The organism is Rhizobium sp. M1, assembly GCF_002531805.1.
GTDB lineage: Bacteria > Pseudomonadota > Alphaproteobacteria > Rhizobiales > Rhizobiaceae > Rhizobium > Rhizobium etli_C.
Genome location: NZ_NWSW01000049.1, coordinates 1 through 18279 on the forward strand (window position 1 = coordinate 1; position 18279 = coordinate 18279).

19 protein-coding genes and 2 pseudogenes are annotated in these 18279 nt (G+C 61.5%); 8 read left to right on the forward strand and 13 right to left on the reverse strand.

Annotated features, from left to right (window positions below):
- The coding region (locus CO655_RS30285; protein ID WP_176539335.1) for a MobA/MobL family protein at positions 1-469 on the reverse strand (469 nt) is incomplete at its 3' end.
- Between the two features lie 220 nt (positions 470-689).
- On the opposite strand from CO655_RS30285, the gene CO655_RS30290 reads away from it, so the two are divergent.
- The 3 genes from CO655_RS30290 to traG are packed head-to-tail and all read left to right on the forward strand — an operon-like array spanning position 690 to position 3113.
- Entirely contained in the window at positions 690-977 is a 288-nt protein-coding gene (locus CO655_RS30290) for a TraC family protein (RefSeq protein ID WP_097667735.1), read from the forward strand.
- On the forward strand, positions 967-1206 hold the full coding sequence (locus CO655_RS30295) for a conjugal transfer protein TraD (RefSeq protein WP_097667736.1): 240 nt from the start codon (positions 967-969) through the stop codon (positions 1204-1206). Before CO655_RS30290 ends, CO655_RS30295 begins: the two co-directional genes overlap by 11 nt.
- Positions 1197-3113, forward strand: coding sequence for a Ti-type conjugative transfer system protein TraG (gene traG / locus CO655_RS30300; RefSeq protein ID WP_097667737.1), 1917 nt, complete (start codon positions 1197-1199; stop codon positions 3111-3113). The genes CO655_RS30295 and traG overlap by 10 nt, the downstream gene beginning before the upstream one ends.
- A gap of 75 nt (positions 3114-3188) precedes the next feature.
- On the opposite strand, the gene CO655_RS30305 is transcribed toward traG, so the two are convergent.
- From CO655_RS30305 to CO655_RS30315, 3 genes are all read right to left on the reverse strand, one after another.
- Positions 3189-3671, reverse strand: coding sequence for a hypothetical protein (locus CO655_RS30305; RefSeq protein ID WP_097667738.1), 483 nt, complete (start codon positions 3669-3671; stop codon positions 3189-3191).
- 334 nt (positions 3672-4005) lie between these two features.
- Positions 4006-4173: a hypothetical protein gene (locus tag CO655_RS34050; RefSeq protein WP_176539336.1), complete on the reverse strand. Its 168-nt coding sequence runs from the start codon at positions 4171-4173 to the stop codon at positions 4006-4008.
- A gap of 315 nt (positions 4174-4488) precedes the next feature.
- Positions 4489-4812 carry a DUF736 family protein gene (locus tag CO655_RS30315; RefSeq protein WP_097667739.1) on the reverse strand — a complete coding sequence of 108 codons (324 nt, stop codon included), beginning with the start codon at positions 4810-4812 and terminating at the stop codon, positions 4489-4491.
- Positions 4813-5239: 427 nt separating this feature from the next.
- Here CO655_RS30315 and CO655_RS30320 point away from each other — a divergent pair, with 427 nt between their 5' ends.
- A complete protein-coding gene (locus CO655_RS30320; RefSeq protein ID WP_097667740.1) occupies positions 5240-5608 on the forward strand; it encodes a WGR domain-containing protein in 369 nt (122 codons plus the stop codon).
- 63 nt (positions 5609-5671) lie between these two features.
- Here CO655_RS30320 and CO655_RS34805 read toward each other — a convergent pair.
- Positions 5672-5965: pseudogene (locus tag CO655_RS34805) on the reverse strand (type II toxin-antitoxin system VapC family toxin); the annotation flags it as partial.
- A 78-nt stretch (positions 5966-6043) separates the two neighbouring features.
- Between CO655_RS34805 and CO655_RS30330 the strand changes: the two are divergent.
- Positions 6044-6994 carry an IS630 family transposase gene (locus CO655_RS30330; RefSeq protein WP_097667742.1) on the forward strand — a complete coding sequence of 317 codons (951 nt, stop codon included), beginning with the start codon at positions 6044-6046 and terminating at the stop codon, positions 6992-6994.
- 17 nt (positions 6995-7011) lie between these two features.
- Here the strand turns inward: CO655_RS30330 and CO655_RS34530 are convergent.
- From CO655_RS34530 to CO655_RS30350, 4 genes and pseudogenes are all read right to left on the reverse strand, one after another.
- A pseudogene (locus tag CO655_RS34530) lies at positions 7012-7137 on the reverse strand (type II toxin-antitoxin system VapC family toxin); the annotation flags it as partial.
- Positions 7134-7400: an antitoxin of toxin-antitoxin stability system gene (locus CO655_RS30340; protein ID WP_097667767.1), complete on the reverse strand. Its 267-nt coding sequence runs from the start codon at positions 7398-7400 to the stop codon at positions 7134-7136. The pseudogene CO655_RS34530 and the gene CO655_RS30340, both read right to left, overlap by 4 nt.
- Positions 7401-7490: 90 nt before the next feature.
- Positions 7491-8432, reverse strand: a complete 942-nt coding sequence (locus CO655_RS30345) for a DUF2493 domain-containing protein (RefSeq protein ID WP_097667743.1) — start codon at positions 8430-8432, stop codon at positions 7491-7493.
- 311 nt (positions 8433-8743) lie between these two features.
- A complete protein-coding gene (locus tag CO655_RS30350) occupies positions 8744-9781 on the reverse strand; it encodes a toprim domain-containing protein (RefSeq protein WP_097667744.1) in 1038 nt (345 codons plus the stop codon).
- A gap of 231 nt (positions 9782-10012) precedes the next feature.
- Here CO655_RS30350 and CO655_RS30355 point away from each other — a divergent pair, with 231 nt between their 5' ends.
- Complete coding sequence (locus CO655_RS30355; RefSeq protein ID WP_097667745.1) at positions 10013-11203, forward strand: DUF1173 domain-containing protein; 1191 nt, start codon at positions 10013-10015, stop codon at positions 11201-11203.
- Positions 11204-11268: 65 nt separating this feature from the next.
- On the opposite strand, the gene CO655_RS30360 is transcribed toward CO655_RS30355, so the two are convergent.
- The 3 genes from CO655_RS30360 to CO655_RS30370 form a co-directional block, all read right to left on the reverse strand.
- Positions 11269-12459 (reverse strand): DUF932 domain-containing protein, encoded by a 1191-nt coding sequence (locus CO655_RS30360; RefSeq protein WP_097667746.1) that lies wholly within the window; start codon positions 12457-12459, stop codon positions 11269-11271.
- 127 nt (positions 12460-12586) lie between these two features.
- Positions 12587-13240, reverse strand: a complete 654-nt coding sequence (locus tag CO655_RS30365) for a hypothetical protein (protein ID WP_097667747.1) — start codon at positions 13238-13240, stop codon at positions 12587-12589.
- Positions 13241-13303: 63 nt separating this feature from the next.
- Positions 13304-15439 (reverse strand): ParB/RepB/Spo0J family partition protein, encoded by a 2136-nt coding sequence (locus CO655_RS30370; RefSeq protein WP_097667748.1) that lies wholly within the window; start codon positions 15437-15439, stop codon positions 13304-13306.
- Between the two features lie 738 nt (positions 15440-16177).
- Here CO655_RS30370 and CO655_RS30375 point away from each other — a divergent pair.
- Entirely contained in the window at positions 16178-16624 is a 447-nt protein-coding gene (locus tag CO655_RS30375; protein ID WP_097667749.1) for an excisionase, read from the forward strand.
- Between the two features lie 191 nt (positions 16625-16815).
- A complete protein-coding gene (locus CO655_RS30380) occupies positions 16816-17193 on the forward strand; it encodes a PIN domain-containing protein (protein WP_245423965.1) in 378 nt (125 codons plus the stop codon).
- A 50-nt stretch (positions 17194-17243) separates the two neighbouring features.
- On the opposite strand, the gene virB11 is transcribed toward CO655_RS30380, so the two are convergent.
- The gene (gene virB11 / locus CO655_RS30385) at positions 17244-18272 is read right to left on the reverse strand and encodes a P-type DNA transfer ATPase VirB11 (protein ID WP_097667750.1); all 1029 of its coding nucleotides are present in this window, start codon (positions 18270-18272) and stop codon (positions 17244-17246) included.
- Between the last annotated feature and the right edge of the window lie 7 nt (positions 18273-18279).

Below are 18279 nucleotides of genomic sequence, written 5' to 3' on the forward strand. Positions count from 1 at the left end.
CCTCCTCGGTCAGCGGCCGCAGCGTCGTCATCAGGTGGATATGCGGGTTGCCGTCCTTGTCGTGATAAACCCAGTCTGCAATCATTCCTTTCGCAGTCAGATTGTCGCGGACAAAGTCGCGCACCAGCGCGACGTTCTCGGCTCGCGACAGCTCTTCCGGCAGCGCGATGATCAACTCACGGGCAAGCTGCGCATCCGCCCGCGTCTCGAAGGCATCGACCGCATTCCAAAGCGCCTCGCTGGCGCCGGCGACCGAATGGCCGGCAATCGCCGCCCTCAGCCAGGCAGGCGTCTGCTCCGGGAGGGCCAGCTCCTCATGCACGAGTTCGGAAGCCCCGCCCCGATAGCTGAACGACGTGCCGGCCTGCTCGTCCATCATCCGGGCGCGGTGGCGATAGGCGGCGGCCGCGACGATGTTGCGCCCGGTTCCCCTGCTGATCACCTGCGCTCTGACGAACATGATCACCACTGATGTCTCCGCATCGTCCAAGCACGTCGCGCCAGCGACGTATATTGCGCCCTCAAACCGATCGGCCTGACAGGGCCGATGCCGCCTTTCCGGAAGACGGGTCACGGCCAGGAGTTTCGTCTGCGACGTTTGTGGCGCTTGCAAAATAGCCTATTTTCCTATCTTATTCTAGTTAGTATAATCACCGCGTTGGGGTTGTTTTGAGAAAGGGAAATCACCCATGGCCGCCAAATCATCGATTTCGGATCTCGATGCGCAGATCGAGAAACTCCGCGAACGCCGGCGATCTCTGATCGTCAAATCGGCCGAGCGCTTTGCCCGCGCCGCGACCAAATCCGGGCTGGCGGAGATGGAGATCGCCGACGAGGAGGTCGACCGGATCTTCGAAGAGATCGCGGGGCGATTTCGCACGGAGGGCAAGAAGGGGAGCAGCAGCGCACCTCCTCAGGCGCGTCGACCGGCAAATAGTGGCGCTGGAACGCCGCCGGCGGCTTCACATGACGGCTGACCGCAAGCGCGATGCGCGCGAGAAATTCCTGCTCGGCGGACTCGTCGTCAAGGCCGGACTGTCCAAGGCCGACCGGGCGTTTCTGCTCGGTGGGCTCATCGAACTGGCACGGCTGATGCCGGGCTCGCCCGAGCATCGTCGGCTACGCGATCTGGGCGAAGAGGCGTTCAAGGCTTCTCGGCCGAATGACCTTCCTGCGCGCATAGAGGAGATGGCGGAATGGCCGTGAGACGGAAACTGCATCCGAGCCTGCTGCTCGTTCTCGTGCCGATCGTCGTTACCGCCATCACCCTCGCTATCATCGGCTCGCGGTGGCAGGCGTTGGCCGCCGGACTGTCGGGCAGAACCGAATACTGGTTCCTGCGCTCCGCGCCGGCGCCGGCGCTCCTGCTTGGATCGGCGGCAGGGCTGTTGACTGTCTGGGCTTTGCCGTTGCACCAGCGACGACCCGTCGCCATGGCAAGCCTGCTGTGCTTCATGGGCGTTGCCGGCTTCTATGCGCTGCGGGAATTCGGCCGCCTGGCCCCGGCGGTCGAGCGCGGCATCGTCACGTGGGATCACGCGCTCGCTTATCTCGACATCGTCGTTGTGATCGGAGCGCTTACCGGCTTCATGATTTCGGCGGTCGCCGCGCGCATCTCCGTCGTCGTGCCCGAACCGGTGAAGCGCGCCCGGCGCGGAACCTTCGGGGACGCCGACTGGCTGTCGATGTCGGCGGCTGCAAAGCTGTTTCCGCCGGATGGCGAGATCGTCGTTGGCGAGCGCAATCGCGTCGACAAGGACATCGTCCATGAGCTGCCCTTCGATCCCGTCGATCGGACCACGTGGGGTCAGGGCGGCAAGGCGGCACTGCTCACCTACCGCCAGGACTTCGACTCGACCCATATGCTGTTTTTCGCGGGATCGGGCGGCTACAAGACGACCAGCAACGTCGTGCCGACGGCGCTGCGTTATACTGGGCCGCTGATCTGCCTCGACCCATCCACCGAAGTCGCGCCGATGGTCGTGGAACACCGCATGCGCGCGCTTAACCGCGAGGTCATGGTGCTCGATCCGACGAACCCTATCGTGGGTTTCAACGTGCTGGCTGGCATTGAAACGTCCAGGCAAAAGGAGGAGGACATCGTCGGCATGGCGCACATGCTGTTGTCAGAAAGCCTGCGTTTCGAATCCTCCACGGGTTCGTATTTCCAGTCTCAGGCGCACAATCTCCTGACCGGGCTGCTCGCCCATGTCATGCTGGCGCCGGAATATATCGGCCGGCGGAACTTGCGCAGCTTGAGGCAGATCGTGTCCGAGCCCGAGCCGTCCGTGCTTGCGATGCTGCGCGACATCCAGGAACATTCCGAAACGGCCTTCATCCGCGAAACGCTTGGTGTCTTCACCAACATGACCGAGCAGACCTTTAGCGGCGTCTATTCGACCGCATCGAAGGATACGCAGTGGCTGTCACTCGACAGCTATGCCGCGCTCGTCTGCGGCAATGCCTTCAAACCGAGCGATATCGTCAGCGGCAGAAAGGACGTGTTTCTCAACATCCCCGCATCGATCCTGCGCTCCTATCCCGGGATCGGGCGCGTCATCATCGGCTCGTTGATCAACGCCATGACGCAGGCCGATGGCGCCTTCACGCGCCGGGCGTTGTTCATGCTCGATGAAGTCGATCTGCTCGGCTACATGCGCGTTCTCGAGGAGGCGCGCGACCGCGGCCGCAAGTACGGCATCAGCATGATGCTGATGTACCAATCGGTCGGGCAGCTGGAACGGCACTTCGGCAGGGACGGCGCTACCTCCTGGATCGACGGCTGCGCCTTTGCGAGCTACGCTGCGATCAAGGCGCTCGACACGGCGCGCAATGTCTCGGCGCAGTGCGGCGAGATGACGGTCGAGGTGAAGGCCAGTTCCCGCAATCTCGGCTTGGACAGCAGGAACGGCGGTACGCGCAAATCCGAGAGCCTCAACTACCAGCGCCGGCCGCTGATCATGCCGCACGAGATCACCCAGTCGATGCGCAAGGACGAACAGATCATCATCGTGCAAGGCCACAGCCCGATCCGCTGCGGACGGGCGATCTATTTCCGTCGCAAGGATATGGATGCGGCGGCCAAGGCAAACCGCTTCGTCAAATCTGTTTGATGAAGATCAAGGCGTCATCCGAAGAGCCGTCATTCGAGAGGCGGTGGCCCGCCGCCCCTCAGTATCTGAACTGCTTTATGCCAAGGATTGGACGGCGCGTGCTGCGTGGACCGGAATTCCCGTTTCCTGCGTGATGTCCTTTATGATCGGCTCCAGCGAGCCCAGCTCCTCCTCGGACAGCGCGACCAGTTCCGGATAGTTGACTTCGACACCGTCATCATCCGCCGCCACTACGATGATCCAGCTGCTGCCATTGATGCGGTATTCAAACGTGTCGAAATCGAATTCGAGCGTGTTCAGCAGATTGATGCAGAGGCGAGTGAAAATCTCGGTCTCACCCTCCAGCCGATAGGCGGCGAACTCATCTTCGCCGGCGAAAACGCTTCGCCCCAATTCCATGATGACCCGGATCCGCGCAATCGCCGCGTCGAGTCCTTCAATCAGACGATCATGTAGCTTTCGCGAGAATTCGCTGTCGCAGCCGAAGCGATTGGCGAGGACTATGAGCCGGAAGCCGGCAAGCTTGGTGTAGAGCATGAGGTTTTGATCGGTTGTCACAGTCTGATCTCCTTCGTTGATGACGGAGACCGGCCACTCAGTTGCAAAGAGGGGTCAAGGACCGCGGACCGCGGCTCGCAAGCGGGGGAATCGATTTTTTCGGGAAGCGAAGTGCAATGCAGCGGCGGAAAAATTGGGGGAGACCGCGCCGTCCTTGACGCCGGATTTGCTGGAGTAAAATAGGATGGAAGAAAGAGAAGAGACCCGCGGCCCCGCAGGGGCCGCGACCGTTTCCGGCGCGAGCCGGCGGGAGTGTCGAGGGATGAAATCCCTGACCGCCGGGACGGCCGGTCGATCCGGCGGTCAGGCGCATGGATGTGGCGATAAGCCTCCGTCAGAACGGAGGCTCGGCGTCGATGCGGCCATCCTGTTCGGCCTCGATGACTTCCCGTTCGGCCAGCGCCAGCTCGAGCTCGCTCTCGATCTGCCGGCGCTCGGCAGGATCGGCATTCCCGAGTTCGGCGCGCAGCAGCTCGATGACTTCGTCGATGCAAATGGTCATTGTCGTCTCCTTGACGTTGTGAAAACGACGCCCGCGGTCATGGCGGGATGGAGGGGTCAAGGATCGCGGAACGCGACCGGCGGAGCCGGCGAGTGGGGGAGCCGATTTTGTCGAAGCGGAGGGAACCGAAGCGGTGGCAAAATTGGGGGAACCGCTCGTCCTTGAGGCCTTCATGCCGCCATGGCACCCTCGGACGGACTGAGCAGACTTCCCCTCTCGTGTGGCACCAAAAAAGCTGGCAACAGGCTCGATGCCCGTTGCCAGCTCGACTTCTCCAGGAGGGGCCAGCCCCGCAGCCGGGGCCGACCGTCCCAATCAGTTCGGGCTGTTCCAAAGAATGACCTTCTTGCCGGGGTCGCCGCCGGGAGCCTGAGCGACGTTGCCGAAGATCACGCCGATCTCGGGCGCCTCCAGTTTCACCGAGAGGTATTCCTCGCCAGTCTGGCGAGCGATCCGGTTCCACGCCGCTCCGATTTCGAAGCCGGTCTTGCGGTGAATGATGCGGTAGTCGGGTGCCTCCTCGCTTGTCTTGCTGGCGTTCGGGACGATGGCGATCGGCGCGTTCACCCGGATAGTCGCAAAGATGCCTTCGAGGCTGCCGTCGGTCTTGGCGGTAAGGGTTGCGATCGTGGTGGCCATGGTATGTCTCCTTCGGTTGCTCGGGACCATTCCCGATGGCGCCCGAAGAAGGGGCCGAGCCGCAGGCGTCACCGGAGCGAGAGCGAAGGGGAACCCCTTGCGGGTTGACGTTGATGGCGGCCGGGCCATTAGAAAGGCGACATAAGAGAACGGGAATGGTCCTGAACCGCGACCGAAGACAGTTGCCCGTGGCTATCCGGTCGTATCGATGCCAGGATCCCCGGGTCCCCGATCTCTGCCGCGATTCCGCTGATACGATACACCTATGCCTATCTCCGCCGGCAATCTGTCGTGAGCACGATCGCCAGTTTGCCCCGCAGGTCCCGTCGATAATCGTTGCCGGAGGCGGGCACGGTTGAAAGGCCGTCGAGCGCCAAGAAGCATCACTGATGTGAATCGATCCACCGTGATTGATTCAGGAAACTCGTTGGACGGCCATACGGTGAACGCGCAAGATCCGATCATGGATACAAAGGCCGAGATCACGCTGTTCTACCGGATCGACCCGACGCTGAACATGGCGCGCTTCTATCGTCTGTCGATCCAGCCGACATTGTTCGGAGGTAGCTCGCTGGTGCGCAATTGGGGCCGGATCGGGACCGAGGGGCGGCAGAAGGTGGAACTGTTCGATACGCCAGTGGAAGCAGCCGCAGCCGGTGAGCGCATGGCCGGCCGCAAACTGCGCCGCGGCTATCGACACGCAAGCGCAGCACGCGCCGCGCAAGGGATCGTCACGCCGCAAGGCGCGAGGACGGCGCCCGTAGGCATCGTGGAGCCGGCAACGCCGACGGAATAGAGCCCAGTCCGGACAAAACCGGATGCGCTCACACCCTGCGCATCTCAAGGCAATCACCGCAATTTATGCCTCAGGCGGCGCCGGCGAAATTGAGGGATCCGAACAGGTCAGGAATGCAACACCGTAAAGCGGCACATTCTGATCCTCTGAAACGAAATGCGCTCCTTCCGCGACCGCCTGCGCCATGAAAAGGTGATCGAAGGGATCCCTATGATGGAAAGGAAGCTTTCCGAGTTCGATCAGATGTTCATCGGCGATATCGAGCCTGTCGAACCCTTGACCCGGCAACACCTCAAGAATCTCGTCTACGTCTGCATCGAGCTTGCCGATCCGCGCCTTCACTGTGATTTCCTAGAGCATGTCGCGTTTTACCGGATTCGGGATTCCCTTGACGGCTAAGTTGTGATTCCCTTCTGCGGTGGAAGGAGATGTGTCATGGGCAAGCCGCATCCGATCGAATTGCGTGTGCGTGTGGTTGCGTTTGTGAAGGAAGGCCATAGCCATCGTGAGGCGGCACGGCATTTCCGGGTATCACCGCGCTTCGTCAACAACATGATCATCCTGGATCAATCCTGCGGCTCGCTTGAGCCGCCCAAGCAGGGCCACCCGCCAGGCGGCAAGTTGACGGAGCACAGCGAATGGCTTTCTGCTCGCCTGGCACAAAACGGTGATCTCACGCTTGATGAGCTGTGTGTTGAACTGGGCGAGCGGGGTGTCGCGGTCCACCGCGCTACGGTCGGTCGATTTCTCAAGCAGCTTGGACTGAGCAATAAAAAAAGCCTCAGGGCAAGCGAGCAGTTGCGGCCAGATATCGCCAAGACGCGTGAGCTGTGGATCCATCGGCGCATGCGCTTCTTCCGCAAGGCGTTGCCCCGCTTGATCTTTATCGATGAGACTTCGACCAATACCAAATTGACCAAGCGTACCGGCTGGTCCCCGAAAGGCCGGCGCTATTATACCTATTCGCCCTTCGGCCAATGGAAGACCCAAACCTTTATCGCTGGCCTCAGGTGTCATGGCCTGGTCGCGCCGTGGATCGTCAATGCACCGATGAACCGGCGCAGCTTCGAGACCTGGGTCGAAACGCAGCTCGCGCCGACCTTGTCGAAAGGCGATATCGTCATTCTGGATAATGTCGCCTTCCATAAGAGCGAGCGGGCCGAACAATTGGTCAAGGCCAAGGGCGCATGGCTATTGTTCCTGCCCACTTACTCGCCCGATCTCAACCCGATCGAGATGGCCTTTTCCAAGCTCAAAACCTTATTGCGAAAACGCGCTGCCCGCAGCTTCGATGCCATCTCCAAGGCGCTCGGCGAAATCATCGGCCTCTTCTCCATCACCGAATGCCGAAACTTCTTCAAAGCTGCAGGCTATGAGGCAGATTAAATGCGACACGCTTTTTAGAGGGAGACACCGCTTACGAGCACGTCGTTTTCAGGATCGGCAATGAGGCTGCGCATATGACCGCCCAGCCTATCGTCGTCATCCAGCCACCACAACAACGCATGCGTATCGAGCAGAAGCCTCACGTCCCGTCTTCCATCGCCTTCAGGACGTCTGCGGGCAGGCTGTCGAAATCGTCGGAAATTCTAATCTTGCCGCGCAAAGCGCCGGGCTTGCGCACGGCCACATCGGCTGACGGAGGGCCGATTTCGGCGACGACCGTATGATGGGACATCAAAACGAACCTTTGCCCTTCCTGAACCTGCTTCAGGAAGGATGTCAGATTGCCGCGAAACTCCCGCACGCCCACACGGCGGGGAGATGATGTGTTCGGTCGGGGTTCAGACATTTGAAAGGCTCCATGCTTCGGCGAAATTGTGTACACAACTTCGCCGAAATGCAAGCTTTCTGGGTTCTCCGTGAATAGGAGCAATGGCGCTCACGCGCCATCTCCCGTCACCTGCCAGACCGGAATGCCGAGACGGCGAGCCTTATCGGCCAGATTACCTGTTATGCCGGAGCCGGGGAAGACGATGATGCCTGCCGGCATGACCGACAGCATCTCGTCGTTGCGGCGGAAGGGGGCTGCCTTGGCGTGCTTCGTCCAATTCGGCTTGAAGGCGATCTGCGTCACCTTACGCGCTTCCGCCCAGCAGGCGGCGATGCGCTCGGCGCCCCTGGGCGAACCGCCGTGTAGCAGGAGCATATCCGGATGCTTGGCATGGGCCTGGTCGAGCTTTGCCCAAATGCGCTCATGGTCGTTGTAATCCATGCCGCCGGAGAAGGCGATCTTGGTGCCAGCCGGCATCAGGACCTCTGTCTCGGCGCGGCGGCGAGCGGAGAGGAAATCTCTGGAGTCAATCATGGCGGCGGTCATGTTGGCGTGGTTGACTTTCGAGCCGGTACGCGGGCGCCACGACGATCCGGTCTGCGCCTCGAACAGGTCGGCGGAAAAATCGCGCATGAACTCGAAGGCGTTGCGACGCTCCAGCAGCGTGATGCCCTCGGCGACGTGGCGTTCGAGCTCGACGCTCTTGACCTCCGAGCCATCCTGTTCGCGCTGGCCGGTGCGTTGCGCCTCCTCGTTGCGTTCGAGCTCGCGCTGGATGCGTTCGCCGGCGCGGTGGAAGAGATTGGGGATCGACCAGAGCAGGTCTTCGAGATCGGGTTCCAGCCGTGTGTCGCCGAGCATCTCGAACAGGGCGTCGAAGATCGCGGTCAGCGACGACTGGACAACCGGCTCTTCGGGAAGCGGGCGCGGATCGGGTTCGTCCTGAAAAGGCCGGTGGGCATAGAGCTGCATCTCATAGATGAAGCGATCGGTCGGGGAGGAAGCGTGGTGCGGTTCGAAGCCGTCGTCGGGGGACAAGAAAAGGTCCATGGTGATCTCCATCCATTTGTGGCCGCGCCTCTCGCGGCCTGACGGCGAACCCGGTTCACGCGGAGACGGGCCGGAACCGCGGCGCCGGGCGCCGCGGCCCAGCAAAGCGCCGGGCGGTGAAGGCGGGTTTCTTGGCTACCGCGAGGAATGGCGGGCCGCTCCGCGGTCCGGCAGGGGAAGAAACCTGACTGACCCGCTGAAGGCTGGCCGCCGCGTGGTAAGGGTCGCCACTCGGCAGGTTCGCGGCGCGCCGACCGGGCTGGATAAGCGTTGGAGCGGCCGACCCCAATCCTTCCGCGTTCCGGCCAGCCTCACGCGGGCAGAAAAGCTATGGCGTCTTCGGGAGCGAGCTGAGCCCGCAGGCTTGCCGTCAGCCGGTCCGGCCCGAGCCGGCGCAGATCGTCGTTGAAGTCGCCGAGCTCAGGGGAAAGCACCAGCGGCAGGATGCCAAGCGATTGGGCACGCCGGCTCAAACCCTCGATGGCGTGCCGGCCGGCCGCATCCGCGTCGGCGGCGATGTAGAGGCGCCGGCATCCGGGCGGGAGCCGGAAGGCGGCGAGGTGATTGGCGGTCAGCGCCGCCGCCATCGGCATGCCGGCTATGACATGCGAGAGCGACAGCATGGTCTCCAGCCCCTCGCCGGCCGCCATCACCCTGATGGGTATATCAACCGACATGCGGAACCGCACGGCATTGCCAAGCAGGCCGCCCAAGGCGCGGCGAGGATCCTCGACCTTGGCTTTTCCATCACCTTCTGCATCGAGCCAGGTGCGATGCACACCGGTGATCGTGCCGGCGCCATCGGTGACGGCGGCGATGAGCGCGGGATAGCTGGTCATCCTCCCGGTGACGAGATCCCGGTAGTAGCACGATGGGTGATAGCGAAGTGCCACGTGCCCGGAGGCGCGCAGAATGCCACGCTGGCGAAGGTAATGGTCGGCAAGCGTGCCGAGAAGCGGCTCCGTTTTGCGGAAGAGCCGTCGTGCCCGCTCGGCAGCCGGTCTGGCGACCGGCGGATGGTCCCGAGCCCCATCCCTGCTGAACGACATAGGCTCAGGTTGGGGAAGGCTGAGAAAATGCCCGACTTCATCAGCGACGTCCCGGAAATCGATCAGCCCGCCGCTCTCGCGCACGAGATCGAGCAGGTCACCATGCTGGCCGGTCGCCGCGTCGGTCCATTTGCCGGTGCGCGGGCCGGTCAGTTGGACATAGAGCGATCGCCCCACGTTGTTTGCGACATCACCGACAATCCAGTAATTGCCAGCCCGACGGCCGGCAGAGAGGTAATGACGGCAGACCGCCTCGGCATGTTGCGCGAGACGGCCCGCCAGTTCCGAGGCGGATAACATGGGCTGTCCCCTCACGATCGTCGTGCTCAAATTCACAGGAAACCCTTTCGAGAGCGAAGGACGGAGTCCAGCTTTTCAGAACTGCCGAGGTGAATTCCCGATGCGAATTCATCGCTGGAACACAAAACTGCTTGCATTATACTGATTATTTTGAATTAGTATAATCAACGGAGTTTGTGCCACTTCGTCCTTGTGGGTTGATTAGCCTCCAGCCAGGAAGCGAGAGACGAGGTGAGACAATTTTTGCTAAGCGAACAGACTTTCGATGAAACGTCCAGCGACTTCCAGCCGCTCCTCGCACGCGCTTATGAACAGAAGCTCAGGCCACACTGCCGATGTAGGGAGCCACCGGTTCCGATGTACATCGCCCGGGCCGACGGCCAATATCTTGTCAAGCGAATGCCGCTTTCAGGACGCGACCATGATCCAGCCTGCCCATCCTATGAGCCGCCCTACGAACTGTCAGGCCTCGGGCCTCTCATCGGAAATGCCATCCAACTCGATGCGACTACGGGTTCGGCGGTCCTGAAGCTCGATTTTTCGCTGTCGAAGCGAGGAAACCGGACGGTAGCGCCCGCGGCGAGCGAATCTTCCGAGACCGTCCGCAACGAACCGAACAAGCTGTCGCTGCGGGCGATGCTTCACTATCTCTGGGATGTCGGGGAACTGACGGAGTGGACGTCATTGTGGACGGGCAAACGGGGCTGGGGTCGGGTTCGAAGCAGCCTGGTCAATGCTGCGCGACAGATGATGGTGCGCGGCGGCCCGCTCAGCGATATCCTGTTCGTGCCGGAAGTGTTTCACCAGGAGGATAAGGAGGCGATCGCTGCCCGGCGGGCTACCGCACTTGCCGGCGCCCAGGCAACGGCATCAGGACCGCGGCAGCTGATGATCGCAGTGGCCGAGGTCAAGGAGTTCGGTGCCGCGCGCGACGGAGAGAAGATTGTCGTCCGCCACCTGCCCTTCCCCTTTATGATCGAGCAACGAACATGGAAGCGTCTGAGCGACATATACGAAACCGAGCTCGAGCTATGGCGATCGAGCGACGAATTCCATCTCATCCTGATCGCGACGTTCGGAATTTCCAGAGCCGGGATCGCCACGGTCGAAGAAGTCGCAATGATGGTCGTAAACGAAAACTGGGTTCCGTTCGAAAGCCTTCACGAGCAGCGCCTGTTGGAAAGACTGTCGGGCTCAAGGCGCAAAAGCGTCAAAGGCCTGCGCTTCAACCTTTCCCGAGAGCAGCCGATCGTATCTGTGACGCTGCCGGGGCAACGCCCGCATCCGGCCGCCATGTTCATCGTGCCGGCGAGCGCCGACAGCGAGTACGAAGCCGCGCTGGAAGCGATGATCGAAGCCCGTCCGGAGATGACGCCATGGATTTGGCGCATCTCCGAGGGCGATATGCCTGCCCTGCCGTAACGAGCCTGCCGCACAGAGAAAATCGATGCATTTTGCAGGGCGCGCCGGCGGCAGCCCTTTAATCGTCAGGAAGCACTCTCCAGCAGTCGCTTCGCCTTGCCTTCGAGTTCCAGCCGCGTGTCCTGGTTAGTCTTGTCACGGGCCAACGCTGTGATCCCCTGGACGAAATCGAAAATCGATTCCGGCGGGCGGCCCTCTTCCGAGAGAACCGTCTCGATGATTTTGCCGGTCTCGCTCTTCGAGAACCCGCGCCGGCGCAGGAAGCTCTGGCGATCCTCGTCATTGCGGGCGACGATCCGCTCACGCGCGGCACGGATGCCGGCCACGAAGGGCGTCGGCGAGGAGTTGGCAAAGCTGGTCAATGCCGGCGCCGCTTCGTGAGCGAAGCGATCGGCTGCGAATTTCGAATGGCGGATACTGATCTCCTCGAAATTCTCCGAACCCCAGATATTGCGATTGGCGCAGACCGCTCGAAGATAGAAGGACGCAATGCCGAGGCTCTTCGATCCCACTTCGCTGTTCCAGGCGTAGAAGCCACGGAAGAAGAGATCCGGTTCGCCATTCGGCAGGCGTCCCACCTCGATCGGATGGGTGTCGTCGACGAGAAACAGGAAAACATCACGATCCGAAGCATAGAGCGTCGTCGTGTCCTTGGTTATGTCGACGAAGGGATTGTGCGTCATGCTTGTCCAGTCGAGGAGGCCCGGTACCTTCCAGATCGTGTCGCCGGTCCCATTGCCAGCGATCTTCATCACCGCCGACACCAGCTCGTGGTCCCAGATCCTGCCGTATTCGGGACCAGTCACCGCCCGCAGCTCGACGCGGCCGTCGTCCATCTCCAGCGTCTTCACCAGTTCGGCGCGATGGTTGAGCAGACCATGCTGAAGATTGATCGCGGCGAGTGGCGCCGGCAGCTGGCGCATATAGGTGGCGGGCGCCCCGACCAGGCTGCAGAGCTGACCATAGCTCCAGTGCGTCGGCGCGATCGGCTGTCGGTCGCCGGGAACGATGAGCTCGAGACGCTCGGCATTATTGCGGCTGGCCTCGACACGGATCGCCGAGCTTTCCACCGTGCGGGCGTGCGCGCGATCGGCACGCGACTTGACCGCATCGTAAAGTTCGCCGAGGGATAGGTAACGCTCGTCGTCCGGTCGCGAAAACCACTCCGACGAGACGCGGCCGATGCGCTCGCCGCGTGATATGTCGACTTTGAAGCCGGATGAGACCGGGCGGGTGTTCGAAATCATGGTATTCATGTGCTGTCTCCTGGAAAAGCCGAAGCCTGACGCGGTGGCCGGGCGTGGTTGCTGAAAGGCAGGGCCGGGCAGCGTCGCTCTGCCCAGCCCCTTCGTTGTGATCGTGAAATCTGGAGGCGACGGTGGCTCAGACGCTGCGGCGCCGGCGGGCCTGGCGGAGCGCCGCCATGCCCGCTTGAAATTCAGCCGTGCCTGTTTCATCCGCGAGGTCCATTACTGTCACGACCGTCAGGCAGGCGGCGTGGATCTCCTCATCAGTCACCGCATCAGGGGTCAGGCCGCCGAAATCGTGATCGACTTCGAGGATTGCGGCGATGGCGGCGCGCACCCGGTCCTCCCGTAAGACGGCCAGGACATGATGAGGTTTCGGAAGATCGACGGACCGGTGTGGATCGGGCGCGCCGGCGAGGATCGCCTCGCTTCTTGAAATTGCCCAGGGGGCTTTAGCCATCCAATCGCTCGACGTCGAGCGTCCCGCCTGAGCGTCACTGACCACGATCTTCAGGATGCCGAGGAGGATTTCGAAATGCCCGATTTTGCGCTCGGTCATCCCGCGAAACTGTGAAGGGACGGAAATCGCCGAACCGCGATAGGCGGCATCCGCTCCTTCCCAGATACCGGTGACATGGGTTTCGCCGGATGTTTCGTGATCGTTTCTGGCCTCGTCCCAGTCACCATCCTTGATGGCTGCATGGCATGCTGCTTCCGCGGTGTCAGCCGAATAAGTGCGCTTGCGCGAAATCGGCAGGTGATAGGTCGTTTCGATCGTGTAGTCGGGCATCTCTCTGCTCCTAAAACGCAGAAGCCCGGCATGTAGCTGGGCTTGATTGGGCGGAAGCAGAGCCTACTCGGCCGCTTCGAGATGTTCCTGCGGGGCGGACTCGTTCGGCTCCGCCGTCTCATCGGTTAGAAAGGCAGGAAGGACCGGAACTTCATCTTCGCTCGGAGCGTCGTCGCCGGTGCCTTCGGTGCCGTCATCCGCCGCTGTTTCGGCACTGATTGCCGACGCCTCGTCGACCGCCAGTCGTAGCGGCTCGGGAAGCCAGCCGCTGCCGCCAAGCAGGCGCTCCGCCTCACGCGCCATGTCGGCTTTCTTGAGGTGATCGATGAGCTGCGCCGATTGCTCGCCCTTCGCCTCACGCACGGCCTGCAGGATATGCGCCTTGGTGACCCTGCCGAGATAGGCGTCGACCGTCAGCGTCCAGCCGGCCCCAACCATGTCGAAGCCGATCGAGCGGGCGACCTGATCGGCGTGGGCGATCGCGCGCGTGCGCTTGTTCCACGGCTCGATGACCGCGTTCAGCGATAGCGATGCGCAATGGGCAAAGAGCGCCAGCCGGCTGACCTCGTCGAGCCCGAGCAAGAAGTTCCAGAGATCATCGGGCTTCTTCGGAAGATCCTGACCCCATGCCTCCTGCCGTTGTTCGATCTCTTTGGCCCAGACGGTATCGCCGAGCCCTTCGGTCTGGCTGAACCTGGCGCTCTGCAGCGTCAGTTCCAGGCACGTGTCCGAACCATAGAGATAGAAGGTCTTGAGCACGAACGCGTGCAGGACGGCGATGAAGGCGATGACCGGATCATTGGCGAGCGCATTGCGAAGCGCCACCGTGCGCGTTGCCGTCAGGTCAAGCATCAGCCGGTCGGAGAGCGGCCGCAGCGTGCCATCGTCCTCGCCCTGATCGCTGGCGACAGCCTTGCCATCGACCGATACAACCCCGACCGATGACGATGCGCTAGCGTCGCCGCCGACAGCGCCGCCCCTCTCCGCCGCATCATCACCGTTGGCTTCGATCCGCGGCTCATCTTCCGGGCGGACGAAGCCCCGTTCGATCTTCAGCGTGCCGTTGGCGGCAAGCGAGACGTAGGCGCCACCCCGTGCAACCTCTTCCGGATCGAAGACGTGAGGCCGATCGTTGAGCCGGTCGAGCTCATTGCCAAGCTCCTCGAGCCGTCCCTCGGTCTCCTCGGAATATGCCGGAGCTTCGGCATATTCCGCGTCGAGCTTGTCGTACTCAGCCTTCAGCGCATCATGCCGGGCGAGTTCCTCTTCGCTCATTTCCGCCTGCTTGCCGTAGAAGCGGCGAAGTCCCGAGGTATGGCCGTAGGAGAAGTCGAACGCCGGCTCGACCCACTTCCAGCCCTCTTCGGCTTGCAGGGCCTCCGCGTCGATGTTCAGCTTCATGATCGCGAGTTGTTCTAGCAGAGCAGGATCCTGCAGCCAGCCGCCGCTGTCCTGTTCGAAGAGATCCCGCATCACCACGCCGCCGGCGGCCTCGTAGGCCTCGACGCCGACATAGACGGCGCGGCGGTCGCCCGCCTGGATTGCCGTCTCGGTCAGGAGCCGTCGGATATAATAGGGTTCGCTGATCTGCTGGCGGGAGATCGTCTCCCACACCTGCTCCTGCCGGACATGGTCATTGGTGATGGAAAAGGCCATGACCTGCTCAAGCTTCATCTCGTCATCGGCATAAAGATCGAGCAGCCGCGGCGAAACCGACGTCAGCCTGAGGCGCTGCCTGACAGTTGCCACTGAGACGAAGAAGCGTGCGGCGATTTCCTCCTCGCCAAGTCCCTGCTCGCGCAGGGTCTGGAAAGCGCGGTACTGGTCGAGCGGGTGAAGGTCGGCGCGTTGGACATTCTCTGCGAGGGAGTCCTCGACCTCGGGAGTGTCGCCCCTGCTGACGACGCAGGGGATGCCGGTCGTCTTCGCAAGGCGTTTGCGTGAGACAAGCAGTTCAAGCGCGCGATAGCGCCGGCCGCCAGCGGGAATGCGATAGAAGCCGGTCTCGTTGCCTTTGGCATCGACTTCGGCGCGAACATTGAGACTGGTCAAGAGCCCGCGGCGAGCGATGTCCTCCGCCAGGTCGTCGATCGAGACACCGGCCTTGATCTTGCGGACGTTCTGCTGGCTCAAAACGAGTTTGTCGAAGGGAATGTCGCGCCCGACATTGAGCGTGATCTTCTGATTGGCCTGTGCCATATCGTTTCTCCATGACGAGCCGGCCGGAGCCTCTCTCCAGCCTCCTGACCCGTCACGAACCCCCTTCCCTCCTCTCCCTCTGCTGCGCCCTCGCCCTTTCCATCTCGCGCCCGCCGGCACGGCGGGTTCCAAAAAGAACAATGAAGAGTATCGGAGAAATCAGCATAGCGCCGCCGAAAGGCGGGATTTCGGGAATTCTCGACACGCTAAGGGCGGAAGAAGGGCAGCCGCAGGAGCCTCAGCATAGCGGCCGGTAGGAAGGCGGGACCGACTGCCCCCGCCCGTGCGTTCCGTTTTTGAGACGCCCCTGACGGAACCCAGCATTTGCCGCGCCGCTTGACCTCCTGCTTTTTCAGCATAGCTGCACTGCACAATAAATGTTTACCAAACGATCAAAATATGTGCATATTGGCGCCAGTTGATGCAGCTGATGGTTTTCCTCCCAGTGCCATCGCGTCAACTGTTCCCCTCTGGAGGTTATCGACCTTCACACCTTAAAGGGCCCTGGTTTTCCAGCGGCCCTATTTTTCTGCATGGGCGTTGGTGAGATGACCGCCTTGCATTGCACGATCACACCGAAAGCGGAGCGTCTTGCGGCAACCCAAGCTTCAAATGGCTGGTCGAGCTCATTGCTGCGCGCTCCTACGGCACCCAGAAATCGGAGATAAGATCGGAGAGTATTTCAGTTATTGCAGTTATGAGCGGCTTGCCCTATATACATGGTCAGAGGTGTCCGCCATGACCAGCCATGTTCTTCATTTTACCGAATTGTCGGATCGCGACCGCAAGGCCGTAGCGCCTATGCCAAAGCTGGCGGAGGGCGATCACCTGGAACTGCGGATTCGCCGCGAAGGTGGACAGCTTCAAACCCTTTCTCTCCCAGCCTCGGCTCTCGCGCCTGTCGAGGCACTCCTCGATCATCTGTTGCGCGGCGAGCGTGTTGCCGTGCTAACAGAAGATCAGGAATTGAGCCCGACCGACGCCTCCACCATCCTCGGCATCTCACGTCCTCTCGTGGTGCTGCGCATGGATCGCGGCGATCTGCCCTTCCGCTATGTCGGCAAGCACCGCCGAGCCAAGTTGAAGGATGTTCTCGCGCTCAAGGCCAAGCTCGACGCTCGCCAGAAAAGCCTCAACGCGCTGGCCGAGGACACAGAGGATCTGATCGTCAATCATGGCCTCTAAGCCGCCCGTCGCGGTCTATGATGCCTGCGTCCTCTACCCTTTCCATTTGCGTAATGTCTTAGTCCAGTGTGCTTTCGACGGTCTCGTCGACGCACGCTGGACCGACGATATCCACGCCGAGTGGATTCGTAATCTGGCCATCGGCTCCCCCGAGATACCCATCTCCACGTTTGGAAACGACCCGGGATCGGATGAAGGAAGTTTTACCCGATGCCGATGTCGGCAACCACCGAATTCTCATCCCCGACCTCTCTCTACCGGATCCCGATGATCGTCATGTTTTAGCTGCAGCCATCGCCGGAAAGGCTTCCGTGATCGTCACGTGGAATCTCAAGGATTTCCCGGGCGCGGACCTTCGGCCTCATGGCGTGACCTCAGCATCGCCGGACAATTTTCTGGTCGGCCTCCATTCCACCTTTTCGAGCGCATTGATCGACAGCATCAGGCGTGCTCGGTTGAATTTGCGCAAGACGGCGCCGGCGGTTCACGAGTTCATTGATGCACTGGACCACCAAGGGCTCCGCGCATTTTCAGCGATCCTGCGTGAGAAGGCAACACAATTGGACTGACGGTCGAGACCGCGAGGATTCTCCAAGCTTCCTGTACGCAATCCCTATCCTTAAGCCCGAATTGACGAGGAGCGGTCCAGGTCCGTCGCGGCGCCACGGAAGTAGATCTCACTCACCCGAAACCGTCCGTCGATCCGCTTGCATTGCACGATAACGTCAATGGCGATTTTCAGCATGTCGCGGATGTCATGCCGTTCGAGGTCACCGCCGCCTTCCGATTCCTTGACCAGCAACGTCAGCTGCTCGAAGGCAAGGCGAGCTGAGTCGGCATGGACCGTCGTGATCGAGCCTGGGTGGCCGGAGTTGACATTGCGGATGTAGTAGAAAGCCGTTCCGTCACGCAGCTCCTGCAGCAGGATGCGATCCGGCCGCATGCGCAGGCAGGATTCGAGCAGGTCCTTCGCGCCGATCCTCGCCAGGCCCTGGCCGCCCTTGGAATAAAACAGCCGGACGTGGTTCGTCTGCGGGATGACCAGTTCGGCCGTGTCCTCTATGGAAATAATGCGTTCGCTCGAGGGGATATGACGGATCAATGCCTTTGAGAGCGTCGTCTTGCCGGACCCCGTCGCGCCCGAGATGATGATATTCTTGCGCAGATAAACCGCCTCTCTGAGGAACGACTGATAGGCGCCCCTTCGATAGAGCTCCAGAAGCTTTCGGTCTGCAGGAGAGACGTCGATCTCCGTTCTGGCGACGTCGGCGAAAAGCCCTTTTTGGTCAAGCGCGTCGAGGCTCAACGAGACCGACGATGGCTTTCTGATGGTCAGGCTGACTGTTCCCTTCGTCGTTGCCGGCGGAATGACAATCTGAATGCGTTCGTCACCGGGCAGTGTTGCCGAAAGGATCGGCCGGGTTTCATCGATCGATTGGTTCGAATAGCTTGCGACGGCGCGTGCAAGGCGCATCAGCCTGTCGAATGACAGCTCGGGCAGCTCATAGGTCTGCCAGCCGGCCGTCCCCTCGGTAATCACTTGGCCCGGCCAGTTGACGATGATTTCGAACAGCGACTTGTCGCGCAGGAACGGCGACAGCGGTGAGAGAAGCTCGCGCACGACACCGGTGTCAGGTGCTTCTGTCATCGACTAC